General features: G+C 55.0%; 11 protein-coding genes. 8 read left to right on the forward strand and 3 right to left on the reverse strand.

Annotation, left to right across the window (positions count from 1 at the left end; translation table 11 throughout):
- Positions 1-65: 65 nt before the first annotated feature.
- A complete protein-coding gene (locus J2I48_RS07355; RefSeq protein ID WP_207334751.1) occupies positions 66-1,340 on the reverse strand; it encodes a sensor histidine kinase in 1,275 nt (424 codons plus the stop codon).
- 267 nt (positions 1,341-1,607) lie between these two features.
- Here J2I48_RS07355 and hemA point away from each other — a divergent pair, with 267 nt between their 5' ends.
- The 3 genes from hemA (at position 1,608) to J2I48_RS07370 (ending at position 4,662) form a co-directional block, all read left to right on the forward strand.
- A complete protein-coding gene (gene hemA, locus J2I48_RS07360) occupies positions 1,608-2,891 on the forward strand; it encodes a glutamyl-tRNA reductase (protein ID WP_207334752.1) in 1,284 nt (427 codons plus the stop codon).
- A gap of 68 nt (positions 2,892-2,959) precedes the next feature.
- Entirely contained in the window at positions 2,960-3,796 is an 837-nt protein-coding gene (locus J2I48_RS07365; protein WP_207334753.1) for a hypothetical protein, read from the forward strand.
- Positions 3,793-4,662 (forward strand): geranylgeranylglycerol-phosphate geranylgeranyltransferase, encoded by an 870-nt coding sequence (locus J2I48_RS07370; RefSeq protein WP_207334754.1) that lies wholly within the window; start codon positions 3,793-3,795, stop codon positions 4,660-4,662. The genes J2I48_RS07365 and J2I48_RS07370 overlap by 4 nt, the downstream gene beginning before the upstream one ends.
- Here the strand turns inward: J2I48_RS07370 and J2I48_RS07375 are convergent.
- Positions 4,659-5,153, reverse strand: coding sequence for a MarR family winged helix-turn-helix transcriptional regulator (locus J2I48_RS07375; RefSeq protein ID WP_229375913.1), 495 nt, complete (start codon positions 5,151-5,153; stop codon positions 4,659-4,661). The two genes, J2I48_RS07370 and J2I48_RS07375, sit on opposite strands and share 4 nt — an antisense overlap.
- 279 nt (positions 5,154-5,432) lie before the next feature.
- Here J2I48_RS07375 and J2I48_RS07380 point away from each other — a divergent pair, with 279 nt between their 5' ends.
- The 5 genes from J2I48_RS07380 to J2I48_RS07400 all read left to right on the forward strand — a co-directional run bounded on the left by J2I48_RS07380 (position 5,433) and on the right by J2I48_RS07400 (position 10,990).
- Positions 5,433-6,521 (forward strand): HlyD family secretion protein, encoded by a 1,089-nt coding sequence (locus J2I48_RS07380; protein WP_207334755.1) that lies wholly within the window; start codon positions 5,433-5,435, stop codon positions 6,519-6,521.
- Between the two features lie 8 nt (positions 6,522-6,529).
- Positions 6,530-8,137 (forward strand): DHA2 family efflux MFS transporter permease subunit, encoded by a 1,608-nt coding sequence (locus tag J2I48_RS07385; RefSeq protein ID WP_207334756.1) that lies wholly within the window; start codon positions 6,530-6,532, stop codon positions 8,135-8,137.
- A gap of 90 nt (positions 8,138-8,227) precedes the next feature.
- Positions 8,228-9,532, forward strand: coding sequence for a TolC family protein (locus J2I48_RS07390; protein WP_207334757.1), 1,305 nt, complete (start codon positions 8,228-8,230; stop codon positions 9,530-9,532).
- Between the two features lie 186 nt (positions 9,533-9,718).
- Entirely contained in the window at positions 9,719-9,964 is a 246-nt protein-coding gene (locus tag J2I48_RS07395) for an acyl carrier protein (RefSeq protein ID WP_207334758.1), read from the forward strand.
- A 219-nt stretch (positions 9,965-10,183) separates the two neighbouring features.
- On the forward strand, positions 10,184-10,990 hold the full coding sequence (locus J2I48_RS07400; RefSeq protein ID WP_207334759.1) for a hypothetical protein: 807 nt from the start codon (positions 10,184-10,186) through the stop codon (positions 10,988-10,990).
- Between the two features lie 61 nt (positions 10,991-11,051).
- On the opposite strand, the gene J2I48_RS07405 is transcribed toward J2I48_RS07400, so the two are convergent.
- Entirely contained in the window at positions 11,052-13,352 is a 2,301-nt protein-coding gene (locus J2I48_RS07405; RefSeq protein WP_207334760.1) for a S9 family peptidase, read from the reverse strand.
- Positions 13,353-13,389: the final 37 nt, after the last annotated feature.

A 13,389-nucleotide genomic window follows, 5' to 3' on the forward strand; every position in this document is an offset into this window, starting at 1 on the left:
ATAGGCTAAGACATGAGTGTTCGTGCGTCAGCCCAAATCGTACATCGTAATTCGTACATCGTAAATCATTTCACCTTCGGTCCTCGCAACTTCAATAATGATGGTCGTTTGCGGCGGGGTTCGTCTATTTCAGGGAGCGGGCCGGGTTCGCGGTGGAGCACGATGCGGAAGGTGGTGCCCTTGCCAATTTCTGAGCTTTTCACAAACAGACGCCCGTTGTGGTAATCTTCCACAATACGCTTGGCCAGCGTGAGGCCCAGACCCCACCCTCGTTTTTTGGTGCTATAGCCTGGTGCAAACACCTTGGTCATACTGGCCTTGCTCATGCCCTTCCCCGTATCGGTAATATCGATGGCTACCTCGTCGTGGGGCAGGGGTAGTAGCCGGATGCGTAGTTCGCCTACTCCGGCCATGGCATCGACGGCGTTCTTGCAGATATTCTCGATCACCCACTCGAACAGCAACCGGTTGATGCGCACCATCAGCGAGGCAGGCAGGTTGCTTTCCACGGTCATTTTCACCTTCGTCGAAATGCGCCGGGCCAGGTAGTCGGTGAAGTGGGTTACTACCTCGTCGATGTTCTCGTCTTTGAGCGTGGGCACCGACCCGATGCTGGAGAAACGGGCTGTGATGGTTTCCAGCCGGTTCACGTCTTTCTCAATCTCGTCGGTCACCTCGGCTTCGTAATGATCCGGGTCGGTGCGCATATAATCGACCCAGGCCATTAGTGACGAGAGCGGCGTGCCCAACTGGTGAGCCGTTTCTTTGGCCAGCCCCACCCACACGCGGTTTTGTTCGGCCCGCCGCGACGAACTGAATGACAGGTAGGCTAGTACGCCCAGGGCTGTGAGCGTGGCAATGAGAGCAAACGGAAAATAGTTTAACTGCTTCAGCAGCAGTGAATTGTCGTAGTAGATAAGCCCGAAGTTGCCGTCTTTCAAATCGACCCGGATGGGGTAGTGATTGCGGCGCATCTTCTCTTTTTGCTCCAGCAAATACAGCCGCGTCTCTTTGGCCGACAATCCCGTTGGCAAGTCAATGTTCTTACTTTGTACAGGCTCGTTATGCTCATCGACGTAGATAGCAGGAATGGCGTTGTTCTGGTTGGCCTGAAGAATGCCGTCTACAATCAGGTTTATATTCTCCTCATTGTCAGCCGTTTGAAAGACATATTTCAACGCACTGGCATACAACTGCATATATTGCTCCTCGCGGGCTTCCAGCTTATTGATAATGCGGTTGGTAAACAGCAACGACCCCGTACCGACCAACAAAAGGTTGACGGCAACAATGATCTTGAGAACGTTATTCTGATTGTAAATATCGAATGACTTCAGCATGGGCATCAGGCAGCGGTACCGCTGTTGCGATCGGCTACCTACGTTAAATCAACAGCTACTACGTTTGCTCTCTTTCCTAACGTACAGACGAACCGTAACGTACCTTAGGGTGTTTTTTAGGCAGGGAAGTTAGTTGGATTTATCGAAGAAACGAATTGCTATTTGTACTCTTTCTAAATAAACTCCGATTACCTGCTTTGGTTTACTCTACTCCATTTGTGGCGTAATTTTGTTTTCACGTTTAGCAGTTGCCTGAGCGTATTAGCTATGTTCGACGTTTTTAAATCGATAAGTCTGTCGCACAAAACAGCCCCCCTGGCTGTTCGTGAACAAATTGCACTCAACGAAGAAGAAGCCAAACGGCTCATGCTTCGTTTACGCGATATACTCGGCCTGTCTGAGTTGCTGGTGGTCTCTACCTGCAACCGCACCGAAGTATACTACACTGCCCCGGAAGATCATAACGACACCATCATCAGGCTGTTGCTTATCGAGAAAGGGCTGACCGATACCGCCGACTATCTCCCCTATTTTCACCAAATGGCCAACCACGACGAAGCCGTGCGCCATTTGTTTGCCGTTTGCGTAGGGCTGCACTCGCAGGTCATCGGCGACATGCAGATTCCAAATCAGGTGAAGCACGCCTACCAATGGTCGGCTGATCTGGACCTGGCCGGGCCGTTTCTGCACCGCCTGATGCATACTATCTTTTTCACCAACAAGCGCGTTGCTCAGGAAACAGCCTTCCGCGACGGAGCCGCTTCGGTGTCCTACGCTGCCGTTGACCTGATCGACGAGCTAGCAGGCGAACGCACCAACCCGTCGGTATTGGTGGTGGGGCTGGGCGAAATCGGGGCCGACGTTTGCCGTAACTTGGTAACGCGGGGCATCAAAAACATTACGCTCTGCAACCGCACCCGTTCTAAGGCCGAAGATTTGGCTCAGGAACTGCACGTGCGCTTTGCCGATTTCGATCAGTTAAGCACCGAAATTGCCCGCGCCGATGTCGTGATTTCGGCGGTGCAACGCAACGAACCACTCTTCACGCCCGAACTGCTGGGCGACTTGCAGGTACTGACGTTCAAGTACTTCATCGACTTGTCGGTGCCACGTAGCGTCGACGCCGCCGTTGAGCAGATTCCGGGGGTGCTGGTCTACAACATCGACCACATTCGCAACCGCGCCGACGAAGCCCTGAACCGCCGCATTGCTTCTATTCCGAAAGTAGAAAGCCTGGTCGATCAGTCCGTTGCTGAGTTCGGCGACTGGTCGAAGGAGATGATGGTGTCGCCCACGATCAACAAGCTGAAGAATGCGCTCGAGCAGATTCGGAAAGAAGAGATTGCCCGGCACCTGAAAACACTCAGCCCCGACGAGTCGGAGCGTGTAGAGAAGATTACGCGGGGCATTATGCAGAAGGTGTTAAAACTGCCCGTGCTGCAACTCAAAGCCGCCTGCAAACGCGGTGAGGCCGAAACGCTGATTGACGTGTTGAATGACCTCTTCAACCTCGACAATCAACCGGTCGATACCACCGATGACCACCATTAACCGTAACCTATGATGTACTGAAAAGCCCCTGCCACGCCGGTTTGGGGCTTTTTTATGCCCAAAGCGCTATGACTTCCCCCTTCCCCACCACGCCACTGACCGGTACCCCGATTTGGCTCCATCACCTCGACCTGGCTACCTATGCGCGGCTGGCTCAGGGGCAGGACATGACCTTTTTCTGCCAAAATCTCACCAACTACCACGAAGCACGGGGCGAACGAATTATTCATTTGTGGGACGATGTGACGCGCCAGAAACCCGCCGTAGTGGCCTCGCGCTTGCAGGCGTTGCAAGGGCAATCTGTGCGGGTGCCAGGGCGGCTGATGCAGGCAAGGCGTATTGACAAAGCAGTAGCCGTGGCGTTTCTGGAAACGAATCATTTGCAGGCCGCTTTGCCCGGTAAGGTGCGCTATGGCCTGTTTTTACCCGAACGCTACTACCGCGTCCTGCCTCCGGCTGGATTGCCCCCGGCTGGATTGCCCGACCACTACCGCGCCGACCTCCCCCCCACCGAGGTTTTGCTGGCCGTAGCCACGTTTGCCCAGCCCCGGCAGATGACCCGCCAACAGCCCCCCACCCGCTCGGCTGAGTTGCTGCGTTTGGCCAACCGGCTGGGCTGTACCGTGGTAGGTGGCGTTGACAAGCTGCTGAAAGCCTACCTCACCAACCACCCCGCCGACAACCTAATGACCTATGCCGACCGGGACTGGTCAGATGGGGGTAGCTACCGCAAGCTGGGGTTCGAGGCCGTGGGCGACACGCCCCCACAGGAGTTCTGGATTCACCCCGATGAAGGTATTCGGTACCCCCCCGCTACCCTGCCCCCCGGCGTTACCGAAGCCAACGCCCGCATACTGGGATACGTGCCCATTTACAACGCGGGTAGTCGTAAGTTTGTCAGATGACCCGTCCCATACCCACCTCCGAATACATCAAGGGATTTTTGCGCCTCGTGCGGGTGCAAAACCTGCTGATTGTGGTGGGAACGCAGTATTTGGCACGGGTGGCGCTTATTGGCCCACGGCAAGACTGGCCCCGCCTGCTGCTGGAACCCCGGTTGTTTATCCTGACCCTCAGCACGGTCTGCATTGCGGCGGCGGGGTACATCATCAATGATTATTTCGACGTAAAAATAGACATTGTCAATAAGCCCGACCGAGTGGTGATTGGGCGGTACCTGAAACGGCGCTGGGCCATGACCGCGCATCAGGCGCTGAATGTGCTAGGTTGCGCCCTGGGGCTACTCTTGAGCCGCTGGGTATTTGCCATCGACGTGCTGTCGGTATCGCTGCTGTGGTTCTATTCGGCCAATCTGAAGCGGCAACCCTTTGTGGGCAATTTCACGGTATCATCCCTGACGGCCCTCTCGCTGGTGATTATGGCTGTTTACTACCGCCAAAACACCGATCTTCTCCTGATTTACGCGGCCTTCGCGTTTGTGGTGACGCTGGTGCGCGAGGTTATTAAAGACATGGAAGATGTGCGGGGCGATGCGCGTTATGGCTGCCGCACACTGCCAATCATCTGGGGCCTGCGCCGCACCAAGCAGTTTTTGTATATACTGATTGCCTCGTTTATCAGCACCCTGTTTCTCATCGCCGATTCGCTTCATAACCCTAATCTGGGCTGGATATTCATGCTGCTACTGATTCCGGTAGCTTGGCTGGTATATTGCCTGGTGCGGGCCGACACCCGCCGTGACTTTGCTTACCTCAGCAACCTCTGCAAGCTAATTATGCTTATGGGCGTGGTAAGCATGGTCTGGGCTTAGTCGCCAATTTCATCGAGGCCATCTACCAGATCCTTCAGATCGTCGATCAGGCGGTCAAGGCGCTCCTGCCCAATAATGGTTGTGAAATGGTCGTGGGCTTCTTTCATGCAGTCATGTACGGCGTGCAATAACTCGAAACCACGCTCATTTAGAAAAATCCGGCTGGCCCGGCAGTCCTGCACATCTTTTTGTGTGTAGATATAACCCTGCTCCTCCAGTAAGCTGACCACCTTACTCATCATCTGCTTGGTCACGTCGGCTTTGCGAGCAAGCTCGTTGTTGGTAATGCCATTTTCCTCAATGTTGGTAACCAAACGCAGGTAACTGAGTTTAAAATCAGTGAAGCCCCGTTGATGCAACTGAGGCTCCATGAAGCCATCCATGTACCGCTTGAACCGCCAGGAAATACGCCCCAACGACCGGCCACGTACCTGCCGGAAGTAAGCAAAATCGAAGGCTTTGTTATCTATGCCCATAACTGCATTGGTCATTACGCTGCGCGGTCACTGGTCATTTCGCTGCGCGGTCATTGGTCATTAGTTGTATCCAGCCGACCCGTCGGACCGTACCAATGGCTAATGACAGCGCAGTACAATGACCAATGACTAAGAACTAACCACCTAAAATAGGTCAATCCAAAATAAAGGGTCAAATATAGTCAACTTACTTGACTTTTATAGTCAACTCGGTTTACCTTTGTTTATCATCAACGAATTAATAGCAAGCACCATTACATCAGCGGCTCATTTTCCACTGCAATACAACCAACTATGGCAACAGATAATGCATCTCCGGTTAAAACTTACTTACCCCGCGTAATCGGATTAATTGCGCTTTTGGCTGGTCTCTACTGGGGTTTCACGGCCTATCGTCGTGGGCAGCAGTTCGAGTCGACTGACAACGCGCAAATTGAAGGCACTTCGGCACCCGTGCTGGCTCGTGTAGCGGGCTATGTGCAGGAAGTCAACGTGAATGACTATGCCGTGGTGAAACGCGGGCAGCCCCTGCTCACCATCGACCCGCTGGAATATACCGTGGCCCTGCAACAGGCCGAAGCCGATTACCAGTCTACCCTGGCCGACATCAGAACGGCGCAGGCCGACCTGGCCACGGCGCAGGCTAACTCACGGCAAGTGGTGCAGAACCTGCGGGTGGCTCAGTCTAACGCCGACGTGCAGGCTGCCCGTCGCGCCAAAGCCCAGGCCGATTTGCAGCGCGACCAGAACCTGTATAACGACCAGTCGTTGACCCGCAAGCAACTCGACGACTCGAAAAGCACCGTCGACATTCAGGCGCGGACCTATTCCGCCAACGAAGAGCAGGTGGGCCTGGCCCGGTCGCAGCAGGGTGTAGCGCAGGCGGGTATCCAGAAAGCACAGGCCGCCATTCAGAAAATGCAGGCTGTCCTAAAGGTGAAAGCCGCCGCCGTAGAAGCCGCTAAACTGCGCCTCAGCTACGCCAAACTGACGGCTCCCATTACGGGTAAAATTGGCAAGAAGAGCGTGGTTATGGGCCAATACGTGCAGCCAGGGCAGAATCTGATGACCATCGTCAACGATAGTACGTTCTGGGTGGTAGCCAATTTCAAGGAAACACAACTAGACAAAATTCGTATGGGTCAGGAAGTAGACATCAAGCTTGATGCCTACCCCGACCTCGACATTAAAGGCCGCGTTGCCTCACTGTCTGAAGCTACCGGTGCCCGGTTTGCCCTGCTCCCCCCCGATAACTCGTCGGGCAACTTCGTGAAGATTACCCAGCGGGTGCCCGTGAAGATTGAGATCCTGAATCCCGAAAAATACAAAGAACAACTCCGTGCCGGTCTCAGCGTAGATGCCGCCGTTCACGTGGCGAAATAGAATTAGCCATGACAACCTCTCTTCCCGCACCCGCGCCGAGTTATCCGGTGGGCATTCGGCGGTGGATCATCGTGCTGACGGCTGTCACGGCGGCCATTATGGAGCTGATCGACACCTCGATTGTCAACGTGGGCCTCACCGACATTGCCGGTAGCCTGGGGGCTACCATCGAAGATGCCGCCTGGGTGGTTACGTCCTACGGCATTGCCAACGTGATTGTGATTCCGATGACGGGCTTTTTGCAGCGCTATTTTGGCCGGAAGAACTACTACATCAGCTCTATCATTCTGTTTACCGTGGCCTCGTATGGCTGTGGCATTGCCCCCGACCTTTGGACCCTGGTCTTCTTCCGGTTTATGCAGGGCGTGGGGGGCGGGGCGCTGCTCTCTACCTCGCAGGGCCTCATGTTCGACGCCTTTCCGCCCAAGCAACGTCCGCTGGCTTCAGCTCTGTTTGGGCTGGGCATTGTGCTGGGTCCTACGTTTGGCCCTACGCTGGGTGGCTACATCATTGACAATTTTCACTGGAGCTGGATGTTCTACATCAACATCCCGGTGGGCATTGCAGCTACATTTCTGAGCCTGAGTTTTATCGACAAAAAGGAGGACGAGTACGATATTGACCGAAAGAGCATCAACATCGACTGGCTGGGCATTATGCTTCTGGCGGTCAGTGTGGGCAGTTTACAGTATGTGCTGGAGCGTGGCGAAAGTGATGACTGGTTCGACGATCAGTTGATCCGCTACCTCACGGGGGCGGTTGTGCTGGCGTTGCCCTTGTTTATCTGGTGGCAGTTGCGCGGAACCAAAACGCCCGTGCTCGACCTGCGGGTGCTGAAAAACCGGAACCTGGCCGTTGGTTCGATCCTGATGTTTATTGTGGGCTACGGCCTGTTCACGTCGGTGTTGTTGTACCCCCTGTTTGTGCAACGGGTATCGGGCTTTACGGCTACCAAAACCGGGCAGTTGCTCATTCCTGGCGGGGCCATTGCGGCCATCTGCTTTCCGCTGGTGGGGCGCATTTTGTCGAAAGGCGTGTCGCCGCGTTACATCGTTATGGCAGGCTATGTGGCCTTTGCCGTATTCTGTTTTGTCATGTCAACTTTCACCGCCGACACCACCGACGGCTACTTTGTGCAGGCGCTGCTGATTCGGGGGGTGGGGCTGGCCTTTGTTAACGTGCCACTCATCAACTCGTCGGTGTCGGGGCTGAAACCGCAGGAGCTACCAGCGGGCATCGCCTTCACCAACATGATGCGGCAACTAGGTGGCGCGTTTGGCGTGGCCATCACCAATACCTATGTAGCCCAGCGGGTGGCCTATCACCGGGTTGATCTGGTGTCGAACATCACGCCCGACAACCCCCTGGCTACTGACCGCATCAATGGCATGACCCAGACGCTGACAGCCAAAGGTATGAACGCCCTGGATGCCGTAGGCGGTGCTTACCGAACGCTGGAACTGGCCGTACAGAAACAGTCGCTACTATTGGCTTACCTCGATACGTTCCGGCTGGCGGGGCTGTTTTTCGTAGTCTCGTTCCCTCTCTTGTTCCTACTCAAACGTGTAAAAATGGATGCTGCCACGGCCAAAGCCGCCGCGGATGCAGCACACTAAAAGGGATTTGGGATTGTGGATTTCGGATTGTGGATTGAGCTAACGCCGGTCCGAAATCCGAAATCCCCAATCCAAAATCCCAAATCATTTATGAAACCATACCACCTATTCCTTCTTACGTTGTTGCCGGGCTTGTCGCTGGCGCAAAATCCTGCGGCGCTGCCCGGCGATTTGCGGGCGTTGTTGCAACAGGCCACGGCCAATTATCCGGTGCTGAAACAGCAGGAGCAGCAGATCCAGGCAGCTGGTCTGCAAGCCGACATCGCCCGCACAGCTCTGCGCCCGCAGGTAGCAGCCAATGGGTCGTACCTCTACCTTACGCCCGTGGCCAAGGCTACCCTGCCCGTGGCCGGTCGCGAGGTGGAATTGCAGTTTCAGCCCAACCACAACATCAACGCCAACGTATCAGTATCGCAGTCGATCTATGATTTTGGCCGTACCAATGCCAACATTCAGCGGGCAGGCGACAACCTACAGGTGCAACGCCGACAGCAGGAGCTTACCCGCCATAACCTGACCTACCAGGTGGCAGCGGCGTATTACGGCATTGGTTATCTCCACAAAAGCATGGTAGTGCAGGATTCGGTGATCCGGACGGCGGCGGCTAACGTACGCGTACTGGGTGCCCGCCTGCAAAACGGCGATGCCCTGCAATATGACGTGCTGTCGCAGCAGGTGCGGCTGAAAACGGCCCAGAACCGTAAGATTGATCTGCAAAATCAGCTAGACCGTCAGTTAGCCCTGCTCACCTACCTGACCGGCAACGGCAACCCTGAGATTGGCCCCGAAGCGTTGCAATTTGGCGAACCCGTGCAGCCCTTTAACCTCGACGGCCAATTACAAACGGCATTGGCCAGCAATAAAGACGTACTGGCTGCACAGGATCGGGTGCGGGCGGCGCAGACCGACATTCGGATCGATGAGTTATCGGGGCGGCCCAGCATCGGCTTTTCGGGCAACACCGGCTACCGCAACGGCTACGTACCCGACGTGAATCAGTTGCGCTACAATGTGGCGGCGGGGGTGTCTATAACGGCCCCAATTTATGCTGGTCGGCGGTACCGGTTGCAAAATCAGGCGGCTAGGTATAACCTCAACGCCAATCAATATGCCGTGGAAAACGCCTCAGCGCAGCTTCGGCAGCAGTTGTCACAACTCAACGCCGACATTGTGGCTAACCAAACGCGGCTGCAAAATCTGGAGACGCAGGTGCTTCAGGCCCGCAAAGCCCTAGAGATAGCCCAAACCCGGTTGCGCAACGGCGTCATCACCAGCGTTGAACTGGAGAGCGCCGAAACAGGCATTGAAGAAGCGCAACTGGCACAGGTACTCTATCAATACCAGTTGCTGCTAAACCGCCTGGAAATAAAACGCTTACTGGGTGAAGCGCTCTGATGGTTTAAGTGGGTTGTTGGTGGGGTGGTCCCTCGTGGGGAAACAACCTACCCACCCAACCCCCAATCCTTAAAATTTACAAAAAACACGACGAACCGCATTTTGTAGCAACAACAAATTCAACAAGTTGGCAGTTAGTCAGGAAAGACCAGTCACTAATAAACACAAGTTCGCACTTGCATCAACATGGATACGAAATCACGCGTTACTGACATCTTAGCCTCGTTTGGCATTAATGCATCGCAGTTGAGTGGCGATGCGCATTTCACACGTGACCTCGGCCTCGACAGCCTCGACACGGTTGATCTGATTATGCAACTAGAGCAGACGTTTGGTATTCGAATCCCCGACGAAGACTACCCCAAACTCACTACCTTCCAGGGTGTGCTGGATTACCTCGCCCAGGAACACCACGCCGAAGTTGCAGCTTAACCGTATACTGTTCTCAGATACTAAAAAAGGCCCCTGACACGCGTCAGGGGCCTTTTTTGTACAGTTTATCCTAACGTATACTAAAGTATAATTACTGCTCGAGTTAAAATAAATACTTATAGTAGTAGAGGCCGATTAATAGATAATAAACGACTATTATTTCAGCACTTAAATTTTTAGCTACGTTTAGGCGTTTACTCAAACCAAATCTGTTTACTAATGAAAAACTTTTCGCTTTTCGGTTGGCTTCTATTGCTTACCATTCTCTGCACCGCCATTACCTGCGCTGACCACCGCGACCAACCTGCCTTACGCTACCGGCTCAAGACGGTAGCGCACACCTACCCCCTTCCAGATCCGTACACGCCGTATACGCGTGAATTCACATTGATATATAATGCCAAGGGTCAGCTAGAATCGTATATCCGACCTGGCAACAGGCAATATTCACCAGTTTATGAAAATGGGCGCATCAGCTCCGTAACTATTAAAGTAGACGATTTTGTTTTTCATACGACAAGGTACAAGTATGATGCTCAAGGTCGGGTCAGCAGTATTACTCTGTACGTTGATAAAATCAAGACTAAAAGCGAAGATAAAGTAGTGTCCATATACAACTATGAGGGCAATAATACTTTGCCCTCATCACAGACAGTAACCCGCTTTGAAAACATGATAAGCATTGGTAGTAGAACAGAAACCTACGCGTTTGCAGGCGGCAATGCTACCACTATCAATGGTACTTCCTATTCCTACGACAACACACCTAACCCATACCGGGGCTTGTTGGGATTCAGCATTTACTACTCACTGTCGAATGATTATGAGAGTCCTAGTGATGGCACAGCAAATGCCTTAAACCGACCTTTTAATATCGGTGAGGCCTTTGCAGACCAATCTGTAAAGGTGTTTAATCAGAACAATCGCACTACCGGCGCCCAACTGACGTATAACAGCAACGGCCTTGTGTCGAAGATTGCCTACGATAACGGGAACATCGAAGAATTCACCTACGAAACGTATTAATTTCGTTACGGAACCTACGAAAAATGCCCCTGACACGTGTCAGGGGCATTTTTCGTGCTTGCTATTTCACTCGGGCATTAGGTGCGGGGTCGCCGACAAAGCGCTCGAAGAACTCCCAGATGCGGAGCAGGCGGTCTATGCGTTGCCGCACGTTACCCGACCGGCTTAGCTCGTGGGTAGCTCCGGGCATACGGACATATTCGACGGGGCGGTTCAGGATTTTCAGGCTCTTATACATCATCTCCGACTGAATGATGCCCGTGCGGAGGTCGTTTTCGCCGTGCTTGATGAGCAGCGGCGTTTTAATGTTTTGCACAAAACTGTAGGGCGAATTGGCATCTAGAATGGCTTTAGCACCCGCATCCCAGGGATAGCCGAAGTAGTTGGGCACCAGGTTATATGCGTTGCCTTCGCCCATGAACGTGGTGAGGTCGTAAACGCCCCGCTGGGCAAAAGCGGCCTTGAACCGGTTGTCGTGCGCTACAATCCAGGCTGTCAGGTAACCCGCATACGACCCACCCGTGATCACCTGCCGGGTGGTGTCGACCCAGGCTTCGCGGGCGGCGGCGGTGGCAGCGGCCAGTACGTCTTCGGCGGGGCCGGTACCCCAGTCGCGGACGTTGGCTCGTTGAAACGCCTGCCCATACCCACCCGACCCGCGCGGATTAGCGTAGACCACGCCGTAGCCCTGGGCGCAGAGGTACTGCAATTCGTGCCACATCGAGACCTCACCCGGCCCCCACATGGCCGTAGGGCCGCCATGCATATTGAGCACCAGCGGGTAGGTTTTCCCAGCCTGCAACCCGGCGGGTTTCATGATCCAGTAGTCGATGGCCTGCCCTTTCGAGTTCGTATAAACACGCTTTTCGGGGTAACTGAGCACTTTTCCGGTTAGCCAGCCTGCGTTGGGTTGCTCCAGCACCTGCGCATTCTTTCCCGAAACAGCCGCCATTTCCAGCGCCGACGGGTCAGCTACCGCCGTAGTGGCATACACCAGCCAGTTTTGGTCGGCGGCGAAAGCCGTAATGCCCCGCTCCGGCGCGGTTAGCTTATCAATAGTGCCAGTTGTTGGGTTGAGGCGGTATAAGGGGACGTCGCCGTTGGTGGGGGCGGTGAAATAAAGGCCTTCGTCGTTCGGGGTAGTGGTTTTGGCACCCCGGCGTTGCTGACCAGCAGTGGCCACGGTAGCCCAGGCCATGCCACCCGCTGCCCGGTCGAAGGCCACCTGTTTTGGGTTGGTGGCGGTGGTTCCGTTGAGCGTGGCTAGACCCAGTTGGGCAAAACCCACGTCGCGCGATTGCCCCACGCTGTAGGCCAGCCACGCGCCCGATGGCGAAGGCGTGGGGTTGCCAAATGACTTACCTGCCTCGCTCAGCACCGGCGTGGTCGTGCCCGACCCGTCGGCGGAAATGGCCACAATGGCACTGTCATATTCCCGGTCGGGGTGCTGGGCGGGGTCGCGGTCGGTAACGGCCAGAATGGTTTGGCCGTTGGGCAACCAGACCGGCGCCAGGTACGACGCAAAGCCCCGCGTGAGGGGCCGTGGCGTGGCTCCCTCGCGCACGTCGATCACGTAGACGTGCTGGAACGACAGCATTGGCTCGGTGGTGGCTTCGCCCTGGAAATTCATTCGGGTGATGACCTTGGCCTTCTTGTCGGTCTCGTCTTTGGTCAGATACGCCCGCACTTCGGCCAGTGACCCGTCGGGGTTGGGTTTGGCAGTACTACCCGTTAGCGCCGACAGCGACAGCCCCGGTTTTTCAATAGACCATAGCGGCCCGCGCTTGCCCGGATTAAGGAGCGTGTCGGCCTGGAGTTCGGCGAAGGTGACGTTGGCGGTGAACAGCAGCCGCTTGCCATCGGGCGAAAAAACGGGGTTAGTGGCCCCGTAGGGCACATTGGTGAGCGCATAGGCCTCACCACCCGCCAGGGGCATAATGAAAATCTGGGGCTTGCCTTTCACGTTGCGCACAAAGGCAATCTGCTGACTGGTGGCAGTGCCATTGGCTGATTTAGCAGGTTGCCAAACGGGTTGCCGGGCGCTTTCGGTACCCCGCGTGAGCGCTACCGCGCTGTTGGGTGTGAGGCCGCTGAGGTAGATGTGGGTGCGGTAGTCGAACTCGTCGGGGGCATCGGGCTGAGGCTCGGTGGTGGTGAGCGTATAGAGTGCCCGGCTGCTGCCGTCGGGGGCCAGTTGGATGCCACCCACCTGCTTAATCCGGGTCAAGTCGGTAACGAGCACCTTGGCCGTTTTGACACTCAGGGGGCGGGCTGTTGATGACGATTGGGGCGGTGTTTGCGCCAGGGCCAGTTGACCACCAAACAGGCCCAACAGCAGCCACAAAGATAGATTTCGGTTCATAGCTGCAAGATACAGTCCATGCCCTTGCCAGAATTAG

Origin of the sequence: Fibrella aquatilis (genome assembly GCF_017353255.1) — a bacterium.
Taxonomy (GTDB): domain Bacteria; phylum Bacteroidota; class Bacteroidia; order Cytophagales; family Spirosomataceae; genus Fibrella; species Fibrella aquatilis.

What these genes read in the sequence shown, in the direction of transcription:
- J2I48_RS07355 (WP_207334751.1), bottom strand. Translation starts at nt 1,340, where the DNA reads ATGCTGAAGTCATTCGATATTTACAATCAGAATAACGTTCTCAAGATC.
- hemA (WP_207334752.1), top strand. Translation starts at nt 1,608, where the DNA reads ATGTTCGACGTTTTTAAATCGATAAGTCTGTCGCACAAAACAGCCCCC.
- J2I48_RS07365 (WP_207334753.1), top strand. Translation starts at nt 2,960, where the DNA reads ATGACTTCCCCCTTCCCCACCACGCCACTGACCGGTACCCCGATTTGG.
- J2I48_RS07370 (WP_207334754.1), top strand. Translation starts at nt 3,793, where the DNA reads ATGACCCGTCCCATACCCACCTCCGAATACATCAAGGGATTTTTGCGC.
- J2I48_RS07375 (WP_229375913.1), bottom strand. Translation starts at nt 5,153, where the DNA reads ATGACCAATGCAGTTATGGGCATAGATAACAAAGCCTTCGATTTTGCT.
- J2I48_RS07380 (WP_207334755.1), top strand. Translation starts at nt 5,433, where the DNA reads ATGGCAACAGATAATGCATCTCCGGTTAAAACTTACTTACCCCGCGTA.
- J2I48_RS07385 (WP_207334756.1), top strand. Translation starts at nt 6,530, where the DNA reads ATGACAACCTCTCTTCCCGCACCCGCGCCGAGTTATCCGGTGGGCATT.
- J2I48_RS07390 (WP_207334757.1), top strand. Translation starts at nt 8,228, where the DNA reads ATGAAACCATACCACCTATTCCTTCTTACGTTGTTGCCGGGCTTGTCG.
- J2I48_RS07395 (WP_207334758.1), top strand. Translation starts at nt 9,719, where the DNA reads ATGGATACGAAATCACGCGTTACTGACATCTTAGCCTCGTTTGGCATT.
- J2I48_RS07400 (WP_207334759.1), top strand. Translation starts at nt 10,184, where the DNA reads ATGAAAAACTTTTCGCTTTTCGGTTGGCTTCTATTGCTTACCATTCTC.
- J2I48_RS07405 (WP_207334760.1), bottom strand. Translation starts at nt 13,352, where the DNA reads ATGAACCGAAATCTATCTTTGTGGCTGCTGTTGGGCCTGTTTGGTGGT.